The organism is Stenotrophomonas sp. LM091 (assembly GCF_001806305.1).
Taxonomy (GTDB): domain Bacteria; phylum Pseudomonadota; class Gammaproteobacteria; order Xanthomonadales; family Xanthomonadaceae; genus Stenotrophomonas; species Stenotrophomonas bentonitica_A.
In genome coordinates, this window is sequence record NZ_CP017483.1 from 2,678,944 (window position 1) to 2,701,677 (window position 22,734).

Annotated in this window: 23 protein-coding genes, 1 pseudogene and 1 riboswitch; of the genes and pseudogenes, 13 read left to right on the plus strand and 11 right to left on the minus strand. The window is 67.6% G+C overall.

Features of this window, described 5'->3' with window-relative positions; genetic code table 11:
• Window positions 1–106 precede the first annotated feature (106 nt).
• Complete coding sequence (locus BIZ42_RS11665) at window positions 107–277, plus strand: hypothetical protein (RefSeq protein ID WP_019185753.1); 171 nt, start codon at window positions 107–109, stop codon at window positions 275–277.
• Between the two features lie 68 nt (window positions 278–345).
• Here the strand turns inward: BIZ42_RS11665 and BIZ42_RS11670 are convergent, their stop codons facing one another.
• Window positions 346–825, minus strand: coding sequence for an Lrp/AsnC ligand binding domain-containing protein (locus BIZ42_RS11670; RefSeq protein WP_046272909.1), 480 nt, complete (start codon window positions 823–825; stop codon window positions 346–348).
• Between the two features lie 149 nt (window positions 826–974).
• On the opposite strand from BIZ42_RS11670, the gene BIZ42_RS11675 reads away from it, so the two are divergent.
• Window positions 975–2,285, plus strand: a complete 1,311-nt coding sequence (locus BIZ42_RS11675) for a D-amino acid dehydrogenase (protein WP_070426536.1) — start codon at window positions 975–977, stop codon at window positions 2,283–2,285.
• The gene (gene alr, locus BIZ42_RS11680) at window positions 2,264–3,337 is read left to right on the plus strand and encodes an alanine racemase (RefSeq protein WP_019185756.1); all 1,074 of its coding nucleotides are present in this window, start codon (window positions 2,264–2,266) and stop codon (window positions 3,335–3,337) included. The genes BIZ42_RS11675 and alr overlap by 22 nt, the downstream gene beginning before the upstream one ends.
• 75 nt (window positions 3,338–3,412) lie before the next feature.
• Here alr and BIZ42_RS11685 read toward each other — a convergent pair.
• Window positions 3,413–3,978 (minus strand): annotated as a pseudogene (locus tag BIZ42_RS11685) (DUF3016 domain-containing protein).
• 232 nt (window positions 3,979–4,210) lie between these two features.
• On the opposite strand from BIZ42_RS11685, the gene BIZ42_RS11690 reads away from it, so the two are divergent.
• Window positions 4,211–6,196 (plus strand): ATP-binding protein, encoded by a 1,986-nt coding sequence (locus BIZ42_RS11690; protein WP_070426537.1) that lies wholly within the window; start codon window positions 4,211–4,213, stop codon window positions 6,194–6,196.
• 81 nt (window positions 6,197–6,277) lie between these two features.
• Window positions 6,278–6,568, plus strand: a complete 291-nt coding sequence (locus BIZ42_RS11695; RefSeq protein ID WP_046272912.1) for a DUF3247 family protein — start codon at window positions 6,278–6,280, stop codon at window positions 6,566–6,568.
• Window positions 6,569–6,596: 28 nt separating this feature from the next.
• Here the strand turns inward: BIZ42_RS11695 and BIZ42_RS11700 are convergent, their stop codons facing one another.
• On the minus strand, window positions 6,597–6,860 hold the full coding sequence (locus BIZ42_RS11700) for a hypothetical protein (protein WP_019185760.1): 264 nt from the start codon (window positions 6,858–6,860) through the stop codon (window positions 6,597–6,599).
• 142 nt (window positions 6,861–7,002) lie between these two features.
• On the opposite strand from BIZ42_RS11700, the gene BIZ42_RS11705 reads away from it, so the two are divergent.
• Genes BIZ42_RS11705 through BIZ42_RS11715 form a run of 3 tightly spaced genes read left to right on the plus strand, consistent with a single transcriptional unit; the run spans window position 7,003 to window position 9,505 of the window.
• Window positions 7,003–8,124 carry a class I SAM-dependent methyltransferase gene (locus tag BIZ42_RS11705; RefSeq protein WP_070426538.1) on the plus strand — a complete coding sequence of 374 codons (1,122 nt, stop codon included), beginning with the start codon at window positions 7,003–7,005 and terminating at the stop codon, window positions 8,122–8,124.
• Window positions 8,121–8,825: a pseudouridine synthase gene (locus BIZ42_RS11710; protein WP_070426539.1), complete on the plus strand. Its 705-nt coding sequence runs from the start codon at window positions 8,121–8,123 to the stop codon at window positions 8,823–8,825. The genes BIZ42_RS11705 and BIZ42_RS11710 overlap by 4 nt, the downstream gene beginning before the upstream one ends.
• The gene (locus BIZ42_RS11715) at window positions 8,822–9,505 is read left to right on the plus strand and encodes an HAD family phosphatase (RefSeq protein WP_070426540.1); all 684 of its coding nucleotides are present in this window, start codon (window positions 8,822–8,824) and stop codon (window positions 9,503–9,505) included. The genes BIZ42_RS11710 and BIZ42_RS11715 overlap by 4 nt, the downstream gene beginning before the upstream one ends.
• Before the next feature lie 106 nt (window positions 9,506–9,611).
• Here BIZ42_RS11715 and fabB read toward each other — a convergent pair whose 3' ends face one another.
• Window positions 9,612–10,820, minus strand: a complete 1,209-nt coding sequence (fabB, locus tag BIZ42_RS11720; protein ID WP_019185764.1) for a beta-ketoacyl-ACP synthase I — start codon at window positions 10,818–10,820, stop codon at window positions 9,612–9,614.
• Window positions 10,820–11,335: a 3-hydroxyacyl-[acyl-carrier-protein] dehydratase FabA gene (gene fabA, locus BIZ42_RS11725; RefSeq protein ID WP_019185765.1), complete on the minus strand. Its 516-nt coding sequence runs from the start codon at window positions 11,333–11,335 to the stop codon at window positions 10,820–10,822. Before fabA ends, fabB begins: the two co-directional genes overlap by 1 nt.
• 231 nt (window positions 11,336–11,566) lie before the next feature.
• Here fabA and dinB point away from each other — a divergent pair, with 231 nt between their 5' ends.
• Window positions 11,567–12,649, plus strand: coding sequence for a DNA polymerase IV (gene dinB / locus BIZ42_RS11730; protein WP_070426541.1), 1,083 nt, complete (start codon window positions 11,567–11,569; stop codon window positions 12,647–12,649).
• A gap of 381 nt (window positions 12,650–13,030) precedes the next feature.
• Here dinB and BIZ42_RS11735 read toward each other — a convergent pair whose 3' ends face one another.
• Both BIZ42_RS11735 and BIZ42_RS11740 read right to left on the minus strand, forming a co-directional pair.
• Window positions 13,031–13,945: an MBL fold metallo-hydrolase gene (locus BIZ42_RS11735; protein WP_070426542.1), complete on the minus strand. Its 915-nt coding sequence runs from the start codon at window positions 13,943–13,945 to the stop codon at window positions 13,031–13,033.
• A 116-nt stretch (window positions 13,946–14,061) separates the two neighbouring features.
• The gene (locus tag BIZ42_RS11740; RefSeq protein ID WP_070426543.1) at window positions 14,062–14,700 is read right to left on the minus strand and encodes an NAD(P)H-binding protein; all 639 of its coding nucleotides are present in this window, start codon (window positions 14,698–14,700) and stop codon (window positions 14,062–14,064) included.
• Window positions 14,701–14,796: 96 nt separating this feature from the next.
• Between BIZ42_RS11740 and BIZ42_RS11745 the strand changes: the two genes are divergently transcribed.
• Together BIZ42_RS11745 and gph are read left to right on the plus strand one after the other, a co-directional pair.
• The gene (locus BIZ42_RS11745; protein WP_070426544.1) at window positions 14,797–15,699 is read left to right on the plus strand and encodes a LysR family transcriptional regulator; all 903 of its coding nucleotides are present in this window, start codon (window positions 14,797–14,799) and stop codon (window positions 15,697–15,699) included.
• Window positions 15,700–15,783: 84 nt separating this feature from the next.
• Window positions 15,784–16,434 carry a phosphoglycolate phosphatase gene (gene gph, locus BIZ42_RS11750; protein ID WP_070427523.1) on the plus strand — a complete coding sequence of 217 codons (651 nt, stop codon included), beginning with the start codon at window positions 15,784–15,786 and terminating at the stop codon, window positions 16,432–16,434.
• A 109-nt stretch (window positions 16,435–16,543) separates the two neighbouring features.
• Here the strand turns inward: gph and btuB are convergent, their stop codons facing one another.
• Window positions 16,544–18,385, minus strand: coding sequence for a TonB-dependent vitamin B12 receptor (gene btuB, locus BIZ42_RS11755; protein ID WP_070426545.1), 1,842 nt, complete (start codon window positions 18,383–18,385; stop codon window positions 16,544–16,546).
• A gap of 120 nt (window positions 18,386–18,505) precedes the next feature.
• Window positions 18,506–18,738: riboswitch (cobalamin riboswitch) on the minus strand.
• A 152-nt stretch (window positions 18,739–18,890) separates the two neighbouring features.
• Here btuB and BIZ42_RS11760 point away from each other — a divergent pair.
• Window positions 18,891–19,583, plus strand: coding sequence for a histidine phosphatase family protein (locus BIZ42_RS11760; protein ID WP_237393497.1), 693 nt, complete (start codon window positions 18,891–18,893; stop codon window positions 19,581–19,583).
• On the opposite strand, the gene BIZ42_RS11765 is transcribed toward BIZ42_RS11760, so the two are convergent.
• Both BIZ42_RS11765 and BIZ42_RS11770 read right to left on the minus strand, forming a co-directional pair.
• Window positions 19,505–19,876, minus strand: a complete 372-nt coding sequence (locus BIZ42_RS11765; RefSeq protein WP_070426546.1) for a TfoX/Sxy family protein — start codon at window positions 19,874–19,876, stop codon at window positions 19,505–19,507. The genes BIZ42_RS11760 and BIZ42_RS11765 overlap by 79 nt on opposite strands.
• A complete protein-coding gene (locus BIZ42_RS11770) occupies window positions 19,873–20,355 on the minus strand; it encodes a GAF domain-containing protein (protein ID WP_046273812.1) in 483 nt (160 codons plus the stop codon). Before BIZ42_RS11770 ends, BIZ42_RS11765 begins: the two co-directional genes overlap by 4 nt.
• 119 nt (window positions 20,356–20,474) lie before the next feature.
• Here BIZ42_RS11770 and bioD point away from each other — a divergent pair, with 119 nt between their 5' ends.
• The gene (bioD, locus tag BIZ42_RS11775) at window positions 20,475–21,158 is read left to right on the plus strand and encodes a dethiobiotin synthase (protein WP_046273813.1); all 684 of its coding nucleotides are present in this window, start codon (window positions 20,475–20,477) and stop codon (window positions 21,156–21,158) included.
• A 3-nt stretch (window positions 21,159–21,161) separates the two neighbouring features.
• Here the strand turns inward: bioD and BIZ42_RS11780 are convergent, their stop codons facing one another.
• Complete coding sequence (locus BIZ42_RS11780; RefSeq protein WP_237393498.1) at window positions 21,162–22,592, minus strand: PLP-dependent aminotransferase family protein; 1,431 nt, start codon at window positions 22,590–22,592, stop codon at window positions 21,162–21,164.
• Window positions 22,593–22,734 lie beyond the last annotated feature (142 nt).

Here is a 22,734-nt window from a genome sequence, read left to right on the forward strand (position 1 = left end):
GCACCACCTCACTGTTTTTTCGCCTGTGATTAACCGGATCGGCGGGACCCTGTACCCGCGCCGCAACCCAGCGCATCCCCCGAGGTTTTTCGAGAAGAGTGCAATCATGGCTAACCAGCAGAACCGCAGTCCCGGCAAATCGCCGCAGGAGCAGCAGGGCAGTCAGCAGCAGAACCAGAAGCCCGGCCAGCAGAACCAGCAGCAGTGGGACCAGCAGAATCAGAAGGGCGGCAAGCAGCAGGACCAGAAGCACCAGGACCAGAAGCAGCAGCGCTGATGCGCTTGACGCAATGAACGAAGGCGGTGCGCACACGCGCGCCGCCTTTCTGCGTTATCGGCCCGGCATCAATCCGGGATGGGCAGGGTCAGGGTTTCCTTGACCTCTTCCATCACGATGTAGCTCTTGGATTCACGCACGTGCGGCAAGGTCAGCAACGTGCTGCCGAGCAGCTTGCGGTAAGAGGCCATCTCACTGATGCGTGCCTTGAGCAGATAGTCGAAATCGCCCGACACCAGGTGGCACTCCAGCACGTTGGGCAGCTTCAGCGCCGCGCGCCGGAACTCCTCGAAGATATCGCCGGATTTGTAGGCCAGGCTGATCTCCACGAATACCAGCAGGCTGGCCTTGAGGTAATGCGGATCCAGCTTGGCGTAATAGCCGGTGATCGCGCCGTCGCGCTCCAGCCGCCGCACGCGCTCGGTGCAGGGCGTGGTCGACAGCCCGACCCGCTCGCCCAGTTCGGTGAAGGAAATGCGACCCTCGGCCTGCAGGATGCGCAGGATCTTGCGGTCGATCTTGTCCAGTTCACGGGCACGCGTGGCCATCGGCGTCAGCCTCTCGAGGATGTTGGCGGGACAATATCCTGCCTGATGCAGGAAAAACAGGCGATTTGATTGGTTGGGGCTGACTATACTTCCTCAATTATGGTCCCGGCGTGCTCCTGCGCAGGGAATGATCGGGTTGGAGAGGTGTCATGCGCGTTCTAGTCCTTGGCAGCGGTGTGATCGGCACGACCAGTGCCTGGTACCTGCGGCAGGCCGGGTTTGAAGTCACGGTCGTCGACCGCCAGCCCGGTCCGGCGCTGGAAACCAGTTTCGCCAACGCAGGCCAGCTGTCGTTCGGCTATACCTCGCCGTGGGCCGCCCCCGGCGTGCCGCTCAAAGCGGTCAAATGGCTGTTCTCCGAGCATGCGCCGCTGGCGATCCGCCCGGGCCTGGACTGGCACCAGTACCGCTGGCTGGCGCAGATGCTGCGCAACTGCACGCACGAGCGCTACGCGATCAACAAGGCGCGCATGGTGCGCATGTCCGAGTACAGCCGCGACTGCCTCAACGAGCTGCGCCGCGAGACCGGCATCGAATTCGAGGGCCGCGACCTGGGCACCACCCAGTTGTTCCGCACCCAGCAGCAGCTGGATGCCTCCGCGCAGGACATCGAAGTGCTGGCCCAGTACGGCGTGCCGTACCAGGTGCTCGACCGCGCGGGCATCATCGCCCATGAGCCGGCGCTGGCCGGCGTGGCCGACAAGCTGGTCGGCGCGTTGCGCCTGCCGCGCGACCAGACCGGTGATTGCCAGCTGTTCACCCGTCGCCTGGCCCAGATGTGCGTCGATGCCGGGGTCGAATTCCGTTTCGACCAGGATATCGCCGGCCTGCACAGCGATGGCGACCGCATCACTGGCGTGCGCATCGATGGCAAGCTGGAAACCGCCGATCACTACGTGGTCGCGCTGGGCAGTTACTCGCCGTCGCTGGTCGCACCGCTGGGCATGCAGCTGCCGGTGTACCCGCTCAAGGGCTACTCGCTGACGCTGCCGATCACCGATCCGGCAATGGCGCCGACCTCGACCATCCTGGATGAAAGCTACAAGGTGGCCGTGACCCGTTTCGACGATCGCATCCGCGTCGGTGGCATGGCCGAGGTGGGCGGGTTCGACCTGTCGCTCTCGCCGCGCCGCCGCGCCACGCTGGAGAAAGTGGTGCGTGATCTGTATCCGGAGGGCGGCGATCTCTCGCGCGCCGAGTTCTGGACCGGCCTGCGCCCGGCCACGCCGGACGGCACCCCGGTGGTCGGTGCCACGCCGTACCGCAACCTGTTCCTCAATACCGGCCACGGCACCCTGGGCTGGACCATGGCGTGCGGCTCCGGCCGCTACCTGGCCGACCTGATGGATGCCCGCCAGCCGCAGATCAGCACCGAAGGCCTGGATATCTTCCGTTACACCCACCATGCCGCCTCTGTCCGTCACCGTGAGCCGAGTTCATGCGCCCAGCCCGTGCGTTGATTGATCTGGACGCGCTGCGCAGCAATTACCGGCTGGCGCGCGAACTGGGGGGCGGCAAGGCCGTTGCGGTGATCAAGGCCGATGCCTACGGGCACGGCGCGGTGCGCTGCGCCCGCGCGCTGCAGGCCGAGGCCGATGCCTTTGGCGTGGCCTGCATCGAGGAAGCACTGGAGCTGCGCGCGGCCGGCATCACCGGCCCGATCCTGCTGCTGGAAGGCTTCTTCGACGCCAGTGAGTTGCCGCTGATCGTGCAGCACGACCTGTGGTTCGCGGTCGGCGCGCCGTGGCAGGTCGAGGCGGTGGCCGCGTTCCAGACCACCGCCACGCTCAACGTGTGGTTGAAGCTGGACAGCGGCATGCATCGCCTGGGCCTGTGGCCGGACGAGTTCCGTGCCGCGCACGCCACGTTGAGCGCGCTGGCGCATGTCGGGCCGATGGTGCTGATGACCCACATGGCGCGGGCCGACGAACTGGACAGCCCGCGCACCCGCGAGCAGGCCGACGTCTTCGCGGCCACCATCGACGGCTTGGCCGGGCAGACCAGCCTGTGCAACTCGCCAGCGCTGCTGGGGTGGCCGGACGTACGCAGCGACTGGGTGCGCCCGGGCCTGATGCTGTACGGGATCAACCCGATGCCGGCGCATACCGCGCTGACCGGGCGCCTGCGGCCGGTGATGAGCATGCGTTCGAAGATCTTCGCCGTCCGTGACATCGCGGTGGGCGAGCCGGTCGGTTACGGCGCGCGCTTCGTCGCGCAGCGCCCGACCCGGGTTGGCGTGGTTGCGCTCGGTTACGCCGACGGTTACCCGCAGTTCGCGCCGAACGGCACCCCGGTGCGGATCGACGATCAGCCGGGCATCGTGATCGGCCGGGTCTCGATGGACATGCTCACGGTGGACCTGACCCACCTGCCGCAGGCCGGCATCGGCAGCACGGTGACGCTGTGGGGCGATGCCCCCCGCATCGAGGCGCTGGCACCGCTGTGCGGGGTCAGTGCTTACCAGCTGCCGTGTGGGGTGAAGCGGGTCGTGCGCGAGTACGTCGACGTCTGAACCGCCACCGGCGATACCGCGTGCATGAAAAAAGGCGGCGCTGATGCGCCGCCTTTCTCATGTGGGCCCAAGGGCTCAGGTGCTGGCCGTGGCCTCGTTGCGCAGGTCGCGCCGGATCCAGTCATCCAGCAGGCGCTTCTCATAGCGCAGCGGGTCGGTGTCGCTCTGTCGCCCGATATTGTGCAGGTAGCCGGTGTCCTGCAGCTTGCGTTCCCCTTCGCTGATCACCTGGCCCTGCGCATCCTTCAGGGTGTAGGTGAGGGTCACGCGCGGGGGTAGATATCGCGCATCACCCGGATGTCGTTGGCGCGAGGGCCATGCCAGGGCTCGTAATCGCCGGCGCGCTTGATATCGGTAAAGGTGACCTGCAGCGTCTGGCCGGGCTGCAGCGCCTTGCTGGCCGTGGTCTGCACATACTTGGCCAGTTGCTGCACCCAGTCGCCGCGTTCGGCCTCGAAGCGGTTGTTGCTCAGCCGGATCTCGGTGAACTGTGCCGGGTCGGTCCAGGTCACCTGGACAGGGCCTTCGGTCTTGAGCGCGCGCGGGGCCTGCGGGTCGGTCACGGTACGCGGGGCGGCCGCGGCGCTGCCGATGAGCAGCAGCCCGGCCAGGGCCCCGGCGATCAGGGAGGTGCGGTTCATGACAATGCCTGGGTCGCGATCACAAGTGGGATCAGGTACCAGTGTGATCCCGATCCGGGTGGCGGACAATCCACGCGTGTATGCTCCGCGTCTGCGGTTGGCGCCAATTCACCCAGGCCCGCCCCAGACCCCCGGCGCTTGACGCTGCGAATACGCGCGTTGGCCGATCCTGTCCTCCTCTGTTTCGCCAGTTGCCTCATTGAAGCCCTTGCCCAGCCTGCCCACTTCGACGTTGGAACGCGCCTCTTTCCTGGCTTCATCGCCGGATCCGGCCCTGTATCGCACGGTCCTTGAGCGCCTGAATGCGGGGTTCTGCATCATCGAGGTGATCTTCGACGATGCCGGGGTGGGCGTGGATTACCGGTTCGTGGAGGTCAACGAGGCGTTTTCGCGCAATACCGGCTTGAACAATGTCTGCGGGCAGCGGATGACCAGCCTGCAGCCCGGCCATGAGACGGACTGGTACCGCACCTATGGCGAGGTGGCACTGAGCGGCCAGGCCCGGCAGTTCGAGATGGAAGCACGCGCGCTGAACCGGTGGTATTCGGTCGAGGCGGTCAGCGTTGGCGAACCGGACGAGCATCTGGTGGCCGTGGTGTTCTTCGACATCACCAACCGCAAGCACATCGAGGTGGAGCTGGCCGAAAGCGAGGCGCGCTTCAGTGCGCTGGCCGATGGCCTGCCGATGCCGGTGTGGGTCCTGGATGAGCGCGGGCATTCGCGCTTCGTCAACAGTGCCTTCAGCGAGTTCTTCGGCGGCGACGAGCAGCGCGTACCGGACGATGTGTGGCGTGGCCTGGTGCATCCCGACGATGCCTCGGTGTTCGATTACGAACTGCAGGAGGCACTGAAGTCGCAGCGCTCCATGCATGCGCTGGTGCGCGGCCGTCGCGCCGATGGCCAATGGCGCTGGCTGGAAATGAACGCGCGGCCCCGCTTTTCCAGGATGGGCCGTTTCATCGGCCTGGCCGGCAGCAGCCCTGATGTGACCGAGCGTCGCGAAATCGAAATGGCGCGCGAAGAACTGCTGCAGTCCGAGCGTGCCGCGCGCAGCGCCGCCGAGAACATGGCGCGGCTGAAGGATGAGTTCCTGGCCACGCTTTCGCACGAGCTGCGCACCCCGCTCACCACCATCCTGGGCTGGAGCGAACTGCTGTTGCAGCGCATCGACAACACCAGCCCGATGTACAAGGGGCTGGGCGTGATCGCCAACAGTGCGATGGCGCAGAAGCGGCTGATCTCGGACATGCTGGACCTGAGCAGCATGCTGCTGGGCAAGGTCCAGCTGGAAGTGGAAATGCTGGATCTGCGTGCGCAGCTGGAAGAGGCCATGCGTGCACAGGAGCTGGTCGCCGAAGGCAAAGCGCTCTCGATGGAACTGGTGATGCCCGACGAGCCGTGCCTGGTGCTCGGCGATGCCACGCGCCTGCAGCAGGTGCTGTGGAACCTGCTGTCCAACGCCATCAAATTCACCCCGGCCGAAGGGCGCGTGGTGCTCACCCTGGCCGCCGATGGCGGGCACTGGTCGATCACCGTGACCGATTCCGGCGACGGCATCGCGCCGGAGTTCCTGCGCCATCTGTTCAGCCGCTTCCGCCAGGCCGACGGCACCACCACGCGTCGCCATGGCGGCCTGGGGCTGGGGCTGGCGATCGTCCAGCAGCTGGTGGAACTGCATGGTGGCGTGGTTGCGGCCAGTAGCGAAGGCCACGGCCAGGGTGCCAGCTTCAACGTGCGCCTGCCGCGCTATCAGCCGCAGGCCGATGGCCGCCCGCTGCGCGAAGTGTTCAGCGGGCCGATCACCGAACAGATCATCGAGCCGTATCCGCTCAAGGGCCTGCACCTGCTGGCCGTGGAAGACCAGCCCGAAGTGCTGGAGTACCTGCGGCGGCTGTTGGAAGAGCAGGGCGCTTCGGTTACCACGGCATCCTCTGCCGGCGAAGCGCTGGCACTGCTCAACGAAAACGGCCACAGCGGTATCGATGCCCTGCTGACCGACATCGGCATGCCGGGCATGGATGGGTACGGCCTGGTACGCACATTGCGCGACAACATGGGCGTCGAGCCAGAGGCGTTGCCGGCGGTGGCGGTGACGGCGCTGGCGCGTGCGGACGACCGCAAGCGCGCATTGGCGTCAGGCTTCCAGGAGCACGTGGCCAAGCCCTATTCGGTCGCCCAGCTGGTGGCCGCGGTGCGTGGCGTACTCGCCAGCCGCTGAGCCGGCGCCGCTGCCGGCAGCCGTTGGCAATGTGTTGACGCCGCGGCGGGCACACTGAGGGCGTACGCCACAGGAGTTGCCATGTCACGTTACGCCCCCCGCATCCACACCGATCCGGCCGCCATCGCGGCCCTGGAAGCGCTGCTGCCGCAGCTGCACGGCCAGACCCAGGTCGAGCTCACGCTTGATGACGGCAGCCGCCTGCTGGGCACCGTGGCAGTGCAGCCGACGCTGCAGCAGTACCGCGATGCCGACGAACATGAAGGCAGCAACGGCCAGCTGCGATTGGACGATCTGGATACGCCGGTCCAGCAGCACCTCATCTGGCTCGATCAGATCAGGGCCATCCGGCAGCTGCCCTACCGCGAGTGATCGCGGCGGGCAGTGCATCGGCGCCGGCTCAGTGGGTGAATTCGCTGGGCTCGGCTTCAAAGCGACGCGCGTAGGCGCGCTCATCGGCGATCCGCGCCACCTCTTCATCGGCCATGTCCGGCGCCCCATAGACCGCATAGGCTACGTTGCCATCGGAGGTCTTCCCGATCTGGTGCAGGCGGTAGCGCGAATGGCCGCCGCCGGTGTCTTCGGGGTAATGCACCGGTGGTTGGCTGCCCTCCATGTCCATTTCGCTGTTGTCGACTACGCCACCGACGAACAATGCACGCATGAGCCATCTCCACGGGAAGTGAGGCTCCACCCTGCCGGTTTGGATGTTGTCAGGGCATCAACAGGACGTTGAATAAACGCAAATCCGGGTCCGGCGGGGCGAACCGGTAGAATGGCGGCCTCTTTTCAAGATGTGCCCCCGCATGGCTGCCCAGCACGACGCTCCCCTGGAAACCCTGTTCCTGCCCTTCGCCAGTGGCGCACTGTCCTGGCCGGCCGGCCCCGTGCTGTTCCTGCGCGCCCGCGACGGCGCGCCGCTGCGCGAGCACGCCCAGCCGGCCCAGCTGGCCTGCGAGCAGAGCTTCCGCCCGTTCGCCGATGCGCTGGAAGCCAGTGGCTGGACCGTACGCGACGAGCAGCAGCTGGCCAGCGACGCCACCCGCTACGCCGTGGTGCTGGTCCTGCCGCCGCGCCAGCGCGAGGAGGCCAAGGCCCTGTTCGCCCGTGCGCTGGCGCTGGCCGCGCCCGGCGGCATCGTGGTGGCCTGCCAGCACAACAACGAAGGTGCCCGCTCCGGCGAAGGCGACCTGCAGCAGTTGGCCGGCCTGGGCGGCAAGCTGACCAAGAACCACTGCCGCGCCTACTGGACCGCGCCGCTCAATGGCCAGCACGACGCCGCGCTGGCGCAGCGCTGGGCGTCGCTGGACGCGCCGCGCGCGATCCTGGGCGGCCGCTTCCAGAGCCGCCCCGGCATCTTCGCCTGGGACCGCATCGACCCGGCCTCGGCGCTGCTGGTGGAGCAGCTGCCGGCCGACCTGGCCGGCCGTGGCGCTGACCTGGGGGCCGGCTTCGGCTACCTCTCCGCTGAAGTGCTGGCCCGCTGCCCGAACGTGAGCGCGCTGGACCTGTACGAGGCCGAAGGCCGCGCCCTGGCCCTGGCCCGCGAGAACCTTGCCGCGCTGGGCAAGCCGGCGGCGCTCGGCTTCCACTGGCAGGACGTCACCGCCGGGATCGAGGGCGAGTACGACTTCATCGTGACCAACCCGCCGTTCCACACGCCCTCGCGCGCCGACCGTCCCGACATCGGCCAGCGCTTCATCGCCGTGGCCGCGCAGGCGCTGCGCCCGGGCGGGCGGATGTGGCTGGTGGCCAACCGCCATCTGCCGTACGAGCAGATCCTCAACGAAAGCTTCGGCCAGGTCCGCGTGGCCGCCGAGCGCGATGGCTTCAAGCTGATCGAAGCGACCAAGGCGAGCAAGAGCGCGACCCCGGCCCGTGCCCCGCGCAGCACCGAGCCGAAGTGGGGCCGCGGAGGCCGCGCATGAAGCTGGTCAAGCTGTTGGCCAACCTGGGCTATGGCAGCCGCAAGCAGGTGCAGGGGATGTTCCGCGCTGGCCTGATCACCGATGCCGACGGCGAGGTGCTGTACGCCGACGACGCGGTCGCGCATGAGGCGATCCGGGTCGAGGGCGAGCCGCTGGATCCGCCGCAGGGGCTGACCCTGATGCTGCACAAGCCGCGCGGTTACACCTGTTCGACCAAGGACAAAGGCCGGCTGATCTACGACCTGCTGCCGCCGCGTTACCGCGAGCGTGCGCCGGTGCTGTCCTCGGTGGGCCGCCTGGACCGCGACACCAGCGGCCTGCTGCTGATGACCGATGACGGCGCGCTGCTGCACCGGATCGTGTCGCCGAAGTCGCGCCTGGACAAGGCCTACGAGGTCACCCTGGCCGAGGACCTGCGCGGCGATGAAACCGCGCGTTTCGCCAGCGGCGGGCTGCTGCTGGAAGCGGACGACAAGCCGTTGCTGCCGGCCGAGCTGCACGTGAACGGCCCGCGCCAGGCGCAGCTGGTCCTGCACGAGGGCCGCTACCACCAGGCGCGCCGGATGTTCGCGGCGGTCGGCAACCACGTCGAGGCGCTGCACCGCAGCCGCATCGGCGGGCTCTCGCTGGGCGATCTGCCGGAAGGCGAGTGGCGCATGCTCGATGCCGCCGATCTCGAGACACTGTTCAACGTCCCATGAGTGCTTTGGCCGCGCTGCCGTTCCTGCCCGACGCCGTCATCTTCGACATGGACGGCCTGATGATCGACAGCGAGCGGGTCTCGATCGCGTGCTGGTCGCAGGCGGCGCAGGAACTGGCGCTGCCGTTCCCGGAGGGGTTCTGGCTGCGCATGGTGGGCCTGGGTGACCGCGACTGCGAGTGCCTGCTGCTGCAGACGGTGAATGCCGAGCAGGTCGCTGCGCTGTTCGCGCGCTGCCATGACCTGTATGAAGCGCGCACGCAGCAGGGCCTGCCGCTGCGCCCGGGCATCCTGGAGATCCTGCAGCTGCTGCACGATCACGGTGTGCCGCGCGCGGTCGCAACCTCCACGCGCCAGCCGCGCGCCTCGCGCAAGTTGGCCGCCGCCGGCCTGCTGCCGTTCTTCGAGGTGGTGGTGACCAGCAGTGACGTGTCGCGTCCCAAGCCGGCGCCGGACATCTACCTGCTCGCGGCGCAGAAGCTGGGCAAGGACCCGGCGCGCTGCCTGGCGCTGGAAGATTCCCCGGCCGGCATCCGCGCGGCGGTGGGTGCGGGCATGACCGCGATCCAGGTGCCGGACCTGGTGCACCCGGATGAGGAACTGCGTGCACTGGGGCATCGCATCGTGGGTTCGCTGCTGGATGCGCGGGCGTTGTTGATGCCGTTGTTGCCTCCTCCTTGAGTTTGCCCAACGGCCTGCCAGCGGCAGCGGGGCTCGGCTCGCCGATACACCGGCATAAAAAAGCCCGGCACATGGCCGGGCTTTTTCGTGTACGTCGCCGCTGCAATCAGATGCGGCTGAACACCAGCGCTGCGTTCGTGCCACCAAAGCCGAAGCTGTTGGACATCACGGTGTTCAGCTGTGCCGGCTGCGTCTCGCGCACGATCGGGAAGCCTTCCACCAGCGGGTCCAGCTCGCCGATGTTGGCCGAGCCGGCGATGAAGCCGTCACGCATCATCAGCAGGCAGTAGATCGCTTCGTGCACGCTTGCCGCGCCCAGCGAGTGGCCGGACAGCGCCTTGGTCGAGGACAGCGGCGGGATGGTCTCGCCGAACACTTCACGGACCGCCTTCAGCTCGGTGACATCGCCCAGCGGGGTCGAGGTGCCGTGCGTGTTGAGGTAGTCGATCGGGCCGGTGAGGTGCTCCATCGCCATGTTCATGCAGCGCACCGCGCCTTCACCGGACGGGGCGACCATGTCGGCACCGTCGGAGGTGACGCCGTAGCCGACCAGTTCGGCGTAGATGCGCGCGCCACGGGCCACGGCGTGGTCGTAGTCTTCCAGCACCAGCATGCCGCCGCCACCGGCGATGACGAAGCCGTCGCGGTCCTTGTCGTACGGGCGCGACGCCGAGGCCGGGGTCTCGTTGAAACGGGTCGACAGCGCGCCCATCGCATCGAACATCACGCTCATCGACCAGTGCAGGTCTTCACCACCACCGGCGAACATCACGTCCTGTGCGCCGTGGCGGATCAGGTCGGCGGCGGCGCCGATGCAGTGCGCCGAGGTAGCGCAGGCGGCCGACAGCGAGTAGCTCAGGCCCTTGATCTGGAACGCGGTGGCCAGGCAGGCCGACACGGTGGAGCACATCGTGCGCGGCACCATGTACGGGCCGACCTTGCGCACGCCACGGGCGCGCAGGATATCGGCCGATTCCACCTGCCACTGGCTGGAGCCGCCACCGGAGCCGGCGATCAGGCCAGTACGCGGGTTGGCGACCTGCGCCTCGTCCAGGCCGGCATCGGCGATGGCGTCGCGCATGGCGATGTAGGCGTAGGCCGAGGCATCGCTCATGAAGCGCTTCACCTTGCGGTCGATCTGCGCATCCAGGTCCAGTTCGATGTTGCCGCCGACGTGGCTGCGCAGGCCGGCTTCGGCGTGGTCGGGCAGGTGGCGGATGCCGGCGCGGCCTTCACGCAGTGCCGAGGACACGGTGTCCAGATCGTTGCCCAGGCACGAGGTGATGCCCATTCCGGTAATGACGACGCGACGCATCAGAAGTTCTCAGTGGAAGTGAACAGACCTACACGCAGGTCTTTGGCAGCGTAGATTTCGCGGCCATCGACGAGCATGCGGGCGTCGGACTGGGCCATCACCAGCTTGCGGTTGATGACGCGCGAGATATCGATTTCGTAAGTGACCAGCTTGGCGTTGGGCAGCACCTGCCCGGTGAACTTCACTTCACCGCAACCCAGGGCGCGGCCACGGCCGGGCGCACCGATCCAAGTCAGGAAGAAGCCGGTCAGCTGCCACATGGCATCCAGGCCGAGGCAGCCGGGCATGACCGGGTCGCCGAGGAAATGGCAGTCGAAGAACCACAGGTCAGGGCGGATATCCAGTTCGGCGCGTACCATGCCTTTGCCGTGCGGGCCGCCGTCCTCGCGGATATCGGTGATGCGATCGAACATCAGCATCGGATCATTGGGCAGGCGACCGCTGCCCGGGCCGAACAGTTCACCGCGGGCGCTGGCCAGCAGCTGGTCGCGCGAGAACGCGTTGAGACGAGTCATGGAAAACGCAATCCTGAAGAAGTTGTCGTCGGGGTGAGCCGACCACAGGTCGACTGCTCTTGCATGAAGCAAGTGCTCAAGAGTGCATGAGGAAAAGTGATTCAATCAAACGTTTTAACCGTACGCCGCCGTAGTGTTTTCAGGTTCAAAAACGCATGTTGTTGTTATCCAACAACCATACTGCAGCGTGTGGCTGTAATCTTGTTCATCTGAATTCGAGTACCGACGACCGTGTCCCGCCCCCGCAAGATCATTCACGTCGACATGGATGCGTTTTACGCGTCCGTGGAGCAGCGCGACGATCCAACGTTGCGGGGCAAACCGGTGGTGGTGGCGTGGCGCGGCATGCGCTCGGTGGTGTGCGCGGCCTCCTACGAAGCACGCGTGTTCGGCGTGCGCTCGGCGATGCCTGCGGTACGCGCGGAGCGGCTGTGTCCGGATGCGGTGTTCGTGCCCCCGGATTTCGTCCGTTACAAGGCGGTGTCGCGCCAGGTGCGCGAGATTTTCCTGCGGCATACGGAGCTGGTGGAACCGCTCTCGCTGGATGAGGCGTATCTGGATGTGACCGAGCACAAGGGCGGCATGACGGTGGCAACGGAGATCGCGCAGATCATCCGCGCGCAGATCCGCGAGGAGACGCAGCTGACGGCGTCGGCGGGGATCGCGCCGAACAAGTTCCTGGCCAAGATCGCCTCGGATTGGCGCAAGCCGGATGGGCAGTTCGTGGTGCCGCCGCATCGCATCGAGCAGTTCCTGACGCCGTTGCCGGTGAACCGCGTGCCAGGCGTGGGCAAGGTGATGGCGGCCAAGCTGGCCGAGCTGGGCATCGCCACGGTGGGCGATCTGCGTTCGCTGCCGCTGGAGGAACTGGAGGCGCGCTTCGGTACGTTCGGCGGGCGCTTGTTCAATCGTGCGCGCGGCATCGATGAGCGACCGGTGGAGCCGGATCAGCCGGTGCAGTCGATTTCGTCGGAAGACACGTTCGCGGAGGATCTGCTGCTGGAGGATCTGGCGCCGGCGATCGTGCAGTTGGCGGAGAAGACGTGGCAGGCGACGCGCAAGACCGACCGGGTGGGGCATACGGTGGTGTTGAAGTTGAAGACCTCGCAGTTCCGGATCATTACGCGCAGTTTCACGCCGGAGTCGCCGCCGGATTCGATGGAGGAACTGCGGGATATTGCGCTGGGGTTGCGGGCGCGGGTGGAGCTGCCGCTGGAGACGCGGTATCGGTTGGTGGGGGTGGGGTTGGGGGGATTCCGGGAGCGGGAGGTGGTGCGCCAGCCGGGGTTGTTTGATCACCTTGGCGATGTGTAGTTGGTCGTTTTTTTGGCCTTTTTCAAGATCGATATCAGCGTTGACCCCAACGCTAACGCTAACGCCAACGTCAACGGCGGATGCGCTGGTGTTCAGGTGATGAGGGTTTGGGACGACGCGGGTGGGGTAGCGGGACCCGCTGCAAGTCCCGCTCCGCGGCCCGGCCCAGCCGCTGGCGGCTGTGCGTTCAGTCGCATGCGAGGCAGTGCCTCGCAAGCAATGCGCCTTCACCCATGTAAGCTCGTGTGTTGCCATCCATGGCAACACACGGTCCCGATACCCCACCCGCGCCGTCCCTCCGACACTGGGTCGGTGCGCAGAGAGGAAACGCGTCGCGCTTTTCAATGTGCGCAATGACGTTGGGCTTCTACGAATGCGCCCTTACGGCCACTGCATTTCACCCTTGGCTACTTTCGCGCTCAGCTCCAGCGAGCTCTCGCCGGCCAGGGTCGGATAGCGTTTTTTCATCGCGGCAATCAGTGCGTTGGCGTCGTTGCTGCGTGCCGTTTCTTCGTCGAAGGCGCGGATGTAGTCGGCGGTGAAATCCACGGCGCTGATGTCCAGGGCGGCATCGGCTGCGTAGTGGCCCGGGATGACGCGGGTGGGTTTCAGGGCTTTGAGGGTGGCCAGTGTCTGCAGCCAGTGCGCGTGCGATTGCGCGCTTTGGGTGTCGGCCATCCAGACGTGTTCGCCGGCGACGATCGGGATGCCGCCGAGGATGGTGCGCAGGGCGGGGATCCACAGAACGGTGCGGTCCGGGGTGGGACCGGTGAGGCCGATGATCCTGATCGGTTGGCCTTCGAGGGTGAGGGTGTCGCCGTCGAGGGGTTCGGGGATGACGATGCGGGTGGGTTTGCCTGCACCCATCTGCGGGCCCCAGTACGCGAGTTTGGCGGCCTGGGTGGCGTTGATGTGGGCAACGGTTGCGGGGGTGGCGAGGACTTGGGCGCCGGGGAAGGCCTCCTGCAGGGTGGCCAGGCCGAAGTAGTAGTCGGGGTCGCCGTGGCTGATGTAGATCGTGGTCAGCCGTTTGCCGGAGGCGCGGATGCGCTGCACCAGCTGGGCGGCGTCGGATGCGGCGAACTGGGCGTCGACCAGGATGGCGTCGTGGCGGCCGGTGATCAGGGTGGACGCGACCGAAAACAGCGCCTCGTCGCCGGGGTGGTAGGGCTGCACCTGCAGCGCGTGGGCTTCGGCGGTGGCCGCAGCGGCGTGGCTGATGGCCGGTGGGCTGACGGTGAGCGCGGTACCGAGCGCCAACGCCAGGGCCAGGGTGGTGCGGGAAACGTTCGGCATTTCAAGAAGTCCTGTGTAGTGCGGCCCCGACATGACCCCGGGGCGATACGGCCCCGGCATCACCCCGGGGCCGGTAGAGCCGACCGTTGGTCGGCTGCTTCACATCGGCGGCCTGGTCAGTACGCAACCGTGGCGATCTGCCGCACGTACTGCGGGGTTTCGATCTCGCTGACGAAGGCGTCGGCGTAGTCGGCGTAGCTGATCCGGCTGTGGCCGTCGGCACCGACCAGGAAATTCTTCGCCTGGGTGCGGAAGCCGCCGCGCTGCGGGCCGGGGCCGATCTCGGCGGCGGGCGAGTAGAAGGTCCAGTCCAGGTCGTCGACGGCCTGCAGCTGCTTCAGCGTCTCGCGCGCGGCCAGGGCGACCGGCTTGTAGGCATCCGGGAAGCCCTCGGTGTCCACCAGTTGCACGCCCGGGGCGACTTCCAGGCTACCGGCACCGCCGACCATGATGAAGCGCGGTACGCCGGCCTGGCGGGCTGCCTTGACCAGTGCGGCGCTGGTGGTGGTCACGGTGCTCGGCGCATCACCCGGGCGCGGGCCGAAGGCGCTGGCCAGCACGTCGTGGCCGGCGATCACGGCTGCCAGGGCATCGGTATCGTCCAGCGCGGCGACGGCCAGCTGGGCGCCCTCCAGTTCGGCCGGCAGGTCGGTCTCGCGGCGCACGATGGCGGTGACCTGGTGGCCGCGGGCGAGGGCCTGGCGGGCGATTTCACGGCCGATGTTGCCGGTGGCACCAACAAGCGCGATTTTCATGGGGGATGTCCGTTTAGGAAGGAAGGCCAGCGTATGCCTCTGGAATCGAACGAAAAACCGCGTATAACGGCCTAATTTGTTGCACGGATCGATCAAATGGACCGGATGACCGCCATGAACGTGTTCGTCGAGGTCGCCGAGCGCGGCAGCCTGACCGCAGCGGCGGAGGCACTGGAGATGTCGCGGGCGATGGTGACCCGTTATCTGGCCGAGGTGGAGCGCTGGCTGGGCGCGCGGCTGCTGCACCGGACCACGCGCCGGATCAGTTTGACCGGCCCGGGCGAGGCCGCGCTGCTGCGGTTCCGGCAGATGCTGGCGATCGGTGATGAGCTGCGCGGTGAGCTGGCCGCGGACAACCCCGAGCCGCACGGGCTGCTGCGGGTCACCGCGAGTGTCTCCTTCGGGCAGATCCACCTGGCGGCGGCGGTGGCGGCGTTCGTCAAGCGGCATCCGCTCACGCGCGTGGAACTGCTGCTGGTGGATCGGGTGGTGAATCTGGTCGAAGAGCGCGTGGACATCGCGGTGCGCATTTCGCGCGCGATCGATCCGAGTCTGATCGCGCGGCCGTTGGCGCCCTGCCGTTCGGTGCTGTGCGCGGCGCCGTCGTACCTGACCGAGCACGGCACGCCGACCACCGCCGATGCACTGGCCGCGCACAACTGCCTGACGCACCACTATGTCGGCAAGAGCGTGTGGCACCTGCAACGCGACGGACGGAAGATCGCGGTGGTGGTGGGCGGCAACATTAGTGCCAATGAAGCGTCGCTGCTGCTCGAAGCGGTACGTGCCGGCGCCGGCATCGCGATGTTGCCGACGTACCAGATCGCCCCGTTGCTGCGCAGTGGCGAGCTGATCGAGGTGCTGCCTGATTACGAAGTGGAAGGCTTGGGTATCCACGCGGTATATGCGTCACGCCGGCAGCTGCCGACGATCATGCGCAGCTTCCTGGATTTCCTGGTGGAACGTTTTGCCAGCCCGGAATTCCTGGCGCAGCTGTAAACGCGGCGCTACCCGGGCGTGCATCGGCATCACACACGCACCTCCGTACAATGGCCCTTCCCTGCTGTGGAAGTGAGCATTGCCTTGTCTTACCCGTATCCGTTGGTGGTGTTCGATCTGGATGGCACGCTGGTGGACAGCGCCGCCGATATCGCCGAGGCGTTGAACCGCACGCTGGAGGACTGGCAGTTGCCGCGCGTGCCCGAGGCCACCGTGCTGACCTGGATCGGCGATGGTGTGCGCCGGTTGGTGGAGCAGGCATTCGATGCGGCTGGCAGCGCCGTCGATCTGGACAAGGTGATGCCCGGTTTCATGCGGCACTACGAGGCGTGCCTGTTGCGCAGCCCACGTCTGTTTGATGGTGTGACCGACACGTTGGCCGCATTGCGCGAACGCGCGGTGACGCTGGCGATCTGCACCAACAAGCCGTCGGCGCTGGTGGCGCCGTTGCTGCAGCATTTCGGGTTGCAGGATCAGTTCGCGCTGGTGCTGGGCGGAGATTCGCTGCCGGAACGCAAGCCCAGTGGTGCGCCGTTGCGGCATATCGCGGCGCACTTCGAGGTGGCCGTCGAGGCGGCCCTGATGGTGGGCGATTCGATCACCGATTACCGCGCCGCGGTGGATGCAGGCATGCCGGTAGCGCTGGTGCGCTATGGGTATCCGCGCGGGCTCGATCTAAACAACGTCGCGGCGGTGGCGGTGATGGACGATCTGCGGGAACTGCTGGCGCTCTAATGCGCGTGTGCCGACCAACGGTCGGCACCTACCAGGTTCAATGGTTGTGCCGACCAATGGTCGGCAGCTGCCGAGGGCGGGACGGCAGCGGTGCCGCCGTCCCGTGCGCTTATTTCGGCTGGTAACGCACGCTCAGGCGGTACTCGCGGCCCGGCTGGTTGTACCAGGCAACGGTTTCGTAATCGCGGTCGAACACATTGCTGACGCGGCCCAGTACCGACCAGTCGCGGCTCAGCGCGTATTCCAGGCGCAGGTCCACGGTGCCATAGCCACCCAGGCGCACGGTGTTGGCCGCATCGTCGTAACGCTTGCCGGCGCCGTTGGCGGTGAGGCCGGCGCGGAAGTCACCGAAGCGGCGATCCACGTCCAGGCGCGCGGTGTTCTGGGCGCGGCGGGCCAGCCAATTGTCGAACTGCGGGCTGCCGTCGGTGCGGTTGCGCGGGTCGGTGTGGCTGAGCTGTGCATTGAGGTCGAACCCGGCCACGGTGATCGCACCGGTCAGTTCGGCGCCGCGGATGCGGGCCTTCTCGACCTGCGACATCATGAAGGTCGTCGCGTCGTACGTGATCAGATCATCGATGCGCGTTTCGTACACGTCCAGGCCCCAGCGCCAGCCGTCGCCCTGCTGGGCAATGCCGACGTTCGCGCTCTTGGATTTTTCCGGGTCCAGGGTCGGCACGCCGCTCCACGGGTCGTAGAGGTCGCTGAAGGTCGGGGCCTTGAACGCCGTGCCGTAGCTGGCGTTGAGGCGGAAGCCGCTGCCCAGCTCCAGGCCCCAGCCGAGGCTGCCGGTGGTGTGGTTGCCGAACTGCTCGTTGTCGTCGTTTCGCACGCTGGCCTGCAGGTGGTGCGCGCCGAAGCGGCCCTGGTACTGCACGAACACGCCGGTGTTGTCGCGGCTGTCGACCAGATAGCCGGCACTGCTGCCGTCCAGGTTGTCCTGGCTCCAGTCCACGCCGGCGCTCAGCAGCTGGCCATCGGCGATGCCGATATCGGCCTGCACCGAGGCGCTGTCACGGTGGGTCTGCGCGTTGCCCAGCCACGTATCACCGTTGAAGTTGTCCGATTCGTTGTCGGCCCGGCCGACATTGACGGTCAGGTTGAAGCGCGCGCTGGGCGTGTAGCGCAGCTTGCCACCGAGCACCTGCTGCAGGGTCTCGGAGTAGTTGTAGTAGCCGTCGTAGTGGTTCTCGCCTTCGGCGCGCAGCGCGGTGCCTTCCAGGCTCAGCGTATCGGTCAGCGCATAGCCGCCGCGCAGGCTCATCGACAGGTTGCGGTAGCCATCGCGGTCGGGCTCATTGGCGCCACAGCCGGCGAACGGCGAGACGGAGCCGCGGCAGGCGTTGATGCCGTCGGTGTGCTGGTAGGCGATGTCGGTGCCGAACCAGCCACGCTCGCCACTGCCACCGAAGCCACCGCTGGCCTCGCGCAGGCCGTTGCTGCCGCCGCCGAGCTGCAGGTGCGGGGCGAACTGGCCGGCATTGCGGCGGGTGAAGATCTGGATCACGCCACCGATCGCGTCGGCGCCGTACAGGCTGGACTGCGGGCCACGCACGATCTCGATGCGCTCGATCTGCGCCAGCGGAAGGTCCTGGATCATGGCCAGGCCGAGGTCACCGGTGTTGATGCGCACGCCGTCGATCAGCACCAGGGTGTGGGCCGAGTTGGTGCCGCGCAGGAACAGCGAGCTCTGCTTGCCCAGGCCACCGCTGTTGTTGAGGTTGATGCCGGCCCGGCCGCGCAGCAGGTCCTGCAGCGACGGTGCCTGGCTGCGCTCGATCTCGGCGCGGTCGATCACCTGGGCCGGCGAGATGCTGTCCTGCAGGGCGATCGGGGTGCGGGTGGCGGTGACCAGTACCTGGTCCAGCGCGGTCGCCTCGTCCTGGGCCGACGCCAGCAGGGGCAGGGCCGACAACACGGCCAGGGAAAGGACTTGGATCTGCAGCTTCATCGATGACTCCATGCACCGCGCACGCCCGCGCGGCAAGGGGTGGGGATGATCGCGCTGCAGGGAGTTCGACGGTGGGCGGACGCGCAGGCGCCTGCTTGCCGCCGCCATGCCCGCCGCATCGCAACCAGTCGTCTTCCAGGCCGGTCTCCGGGCTTGCGGGTCGATGGCGGTGCCATCGTGCCAGGCGCCTTCCCATGCCGGAGCACAGTGGCGTGTTGCCTGGTGTTTCCTCGCTTACCGTTGCGGGGGCAGCGCCGGAGTGGCGGCGGGGCACGAGGCCTGACGCGTCACCGGCTTCCCGTTTCAACCCGGCGGCATTGCAGCCCCGGGTCACCTGAAAGTGGGCGCAGTCTAAGCCATCGGCCGGGCCGGTGGAGCGCACCGGTTAGAATGCGCCTCGCTTTTTCGATGTGATCTCCATGACCCCGACGTGGTTGCAGCACCCCGGTACCGACGCCCGTGACCCTCACCGGCCGGCCGCAGCGGGCAGCAGAGGGGGCCCGGCATGATCCTCGACCTGATCCGCCACGCCAGCACCGGCCGCGACGACCATCTCGATGGCCGTACCGATCCACCGCTGCATGAGGGCGCCACCGACGCGCTGTGCGCGCGCTACGCGGCGCTGTCCTGGGAGCGCGTGCTGTGCTCGCCGCGGCAGCGCGCCGTGCGCACCGCCGAAGCGCTGGCGGCCCCGCTCGGGCGGGGGGTGGACACTGACCAGGAATGGGAAGAGCTGGATTTCGGCGACTGGGATGGTGCCGCGCTGGAGGCGCTGCCGATGGACGCGCTGTCGGCGTTCCATCTGGACCCACACGCCAACCCGCCGCCGCACGGCGAAAGCTGGGGCCACTTCGAGCGCCGCATCGCGCGTGGGCTGCATCGGCTGCTGGATGATCCGGACCCGGTGCCGACCCTGATCGTCAGTCATGGCGGGCCGCTGCGGATGGTGCTGTCGCAGGTCTGCGGGTTGCCGATGGCGATGTGCTGGGCGCTGCGCATCGACCACGGCACGCGGCTGCGGCTGCGCGTGGAGCGCGAAGACGATCAACTCTGGGGGAGCTGCTGGAACTGCAGCAGGTATGAAGCGCGCAGGACCGACGATGCGTCGGTCCGTGCGGATCAGCGAGGCTCGTCGTCGCTCTCGAACGGCGGTGCCTCATCGCCCTCATCGTCGCGATGCTCGACCGTGCGGTCGTAGACCGGGCCGGACGCGGGCGGCGCCTTTTTCAGCGGCTGCTCGGCGATGATGGCCTCGTACTCGGCCACCAGCACGGTGCGGCGTGCTTCCGGCAGTTCCTGCCAGTGGCAGTCCTGCAGCGCGCCTTCCAGCGAATAGAGCAGGTTCAGGCTCGGCTTGAAGCCGGCACGGCGCACCTTGACGAAGGCACCCACGGCGCCGACCGCCACCAGGTCTTCCGGCGTACGCAGACCGACCTGGCGCAGCCATGCTGCGCTCTTCGGGCCGATGTTGCGCAGCTTGGCGCCACTCATCCCAGGGCCTCGACGAACACGGCGGCGATCGCTTCAAGGCCGGCCTGGTCCTCGGCGTCGAAGCGCGCCAGCGACGGGCTGTCCAGATCGAATACACCGACCAGGTTGCCGTTGTGGACCAGCGGCACCACCAGCTCCGAGCGCGAGGCCGAGTCGCAGGCGATGTGGCCCGGGAAGGCGTCCACGTCTTCGATGCGCTGGGTAACCCGCTGCGAGGCGGCGGCGCCACACACGCCCTTGTCGAGCGGAATGCGCACGCAGGCGGGCAGGCCCTGGAACGGGCCGACGACCAGCTCCTTGCCATCGAAGAAGTAGAAGCCGACCCAGTTCAGGTGCGGCAGGGCGTGGTAGACCAGCGCCGACAGGTTGGCCGCATTGGCGATGCGGTCGCGCTCGCCATGCACCAGGGCACGGGCCTGGGCCAGCAGCTGGCCGTACTGTTCCGGCTTGCTGCCGGTAAGCGTGGAGGTATCGAACATGGCCGCAGTCTACCAAGCCGCACGCCCGCCTGCGCCGGGGCCGGCGGAACGCAGCAGACCGCAGCGCGGCGCTGCCGGGACGGCGGATAATGACGCGTTTCCAGCCCTGGTCGTCTTTCATGTCCCTGCCTGCGCCGTTGCCCGCCGCCCTGTTCGTCACCGGTACCGATACCGGCATCGGCAAGACCTTCAGCAGCTGCGTGCTGCTGCATGCCCTGCGCCGGCATGGCGGCACGGCCGTGGGCATGAAGCCGGTCGCCAGCGGCTGTGAGCGCACCCCGCAGGGCCTACGCAACGAGGATGCCACCGCCCTGCTGGCCGCCAGCGTGCCGACGCCCGGGTACGACGACCTGAACCCCTTCGCGCTGGAGCAGCCGCTCGCGCCGGAGATCGCCGCGGCAGAAGCGGGCGTGCAACTGTCGCTGGCGCCGATCGAAGCTGCCTTCGCACGCCTGCGTGCCAGCGCGGACACGGTGGTGGTGGAGGGCGTCGGCGGCTGGCTGGCGCCCCTGTCGGCCACGCTGGACCAGAGTGATCTGGTGCAGGCGCTGAAGCTGCCGGTGGTGATGGTGGTCGGGCTGCGGCTGGGTTGCCTCAACCACGCACGGCTGACCGCCGAGGCGATCGCGGCCCGCGGCGCGCACTGCATCGGTTGGATCGCCAACGAGGTGGACCCGGCGATGGCGCGCCGCGATGAGAATGTCGCGCTGCTCAAGGCGCGGTTGCCGATGCCGTGCTGGGGCCGCCTGCCGTATGCGCCGGGTGCGGATCCGGCGAGCCTGGCAGACCGCCTGGTGTTCTGAGCGTCAGCCCACCGCGCGCGCCTGCAGCGCGTTGGCCAGCCGGCCGACGGTGGCGATGGCACCGACGAAGCGCGCATCCAGTTCCTGGCAGCACGACAGGCGCAGGCAATGCCGGTATCGCGCACCGCGTGAGTACACCTGGCCGGGCATGAACACCACGCCTTCGGCCAGCGCGTGCTCGAACAGGTTCCCGGCATCGATCGCCGCGGGCAGTTCCACCCACAGCAGGAAGCCACCGGTCGGCTGGGTGGCCGAGGTGCCGGACGGAAAATGCTGGGCGATCAGCCCACGCACGTGGGCCACCTGGTCGCTGTAGAGCCGGCGCAGCCCACGCAGGTGGTGCTCGTAGTTTCCGGCCTCCACGAATGCGGCCACCGCATCGCCGAGCAGGCGTGATTCGGCGCCGGAGGAATGGAATTTCAGCAGCTGGATATCGGCAGCGAAGCGACCTCCGTCGAGCCAGCCGATCCGGTAATCCGGCGCCAGTGTCTTGGAGAAACCACTGCAGACCATGATCCAGCCATCGCGATCAAAGCTCTTGGCCAGCGGTTCCAGCGGCTCCTTGAACTGCAGTTCGGCGTAGACCGCATCTTCGATCAGCGGCACCTCGTAGTGATTCACCAGTGCGGCCAGGCGCTGCTTGTTCGGCACCGGCATGCTGCCGCCGAGCGGATTGTGCACGGTCGGCATGGCCATGATCGCGGCGATGCCCCCGGCCTCGAGCAGGGCTTCCAGCGCATCCAGATCGAGCCCGTCGCGTGGATGGGTCGGCAGCTCGATCGCGCGCAGGCCCAGGCTGCGCAGCAGCGGGTAGATGTTGAAGTACGAGGGCGCTTCGATCGCCACCGCATCGCCGGGTTTTGTCACCACGCGCAGGGCCAGCTGCAGGGCTTCCATCGCGCCATGGGTCAGCACCAGCCGATCCACCGTGGTGTGCAGCCCCAGCCGCGGCCCACGTTGCACGATCTGCGCCAGCAGCCGCGCGGCGCCGTTCGGGCGGGCGTAGGTCTCCACCGTGGTGGCGGCACGACGCAGCACCTGCGCGGTACTGCGGGCCAGCTGCGCGCCGGGATAGAAGCGCTTGCCGCGCGGGCCGGCGAAGGCCAGATCGACGATGCCCGGCTGCTGCTGCGCGGCCAGCACGCGCGCCATCATCGCCTGCTGGGCGGGTGCGCTCGGCGGCGACGGTGCCTGCCGCAGCGACTGCGTGGGTTCGGGCAGGCGCGGGCTGACCACGAAGCCGGCCTTGGGCCGCGGCAGCACCAGCCCGGCGTCTTCCAGCTGCCGATAGGCCGCGATCACCGTGTTGAGGCTGAGGCTGCGCTGCGTGGCCAGCCCGCGCAGCGAGGGCAGGCGGGCGCCGACCGGCAAGCGACCGCTGCGGATCGCGTCGGCCATTTCATCGGCCAGGGATTGGTAGAGGTTGGTCGCCATCGCCAGCTGCATCCACAGAATCTGTAACCGTGCGGATGCCAGTCATCTGCATCTGTATCCGCGCCTGGCGCCAGCCTACCATGCGGTCTTGCGACTTCCCCCGCGCACGGCAGGGCATTGTGTGCCGTGCGTTTTTTCTCCT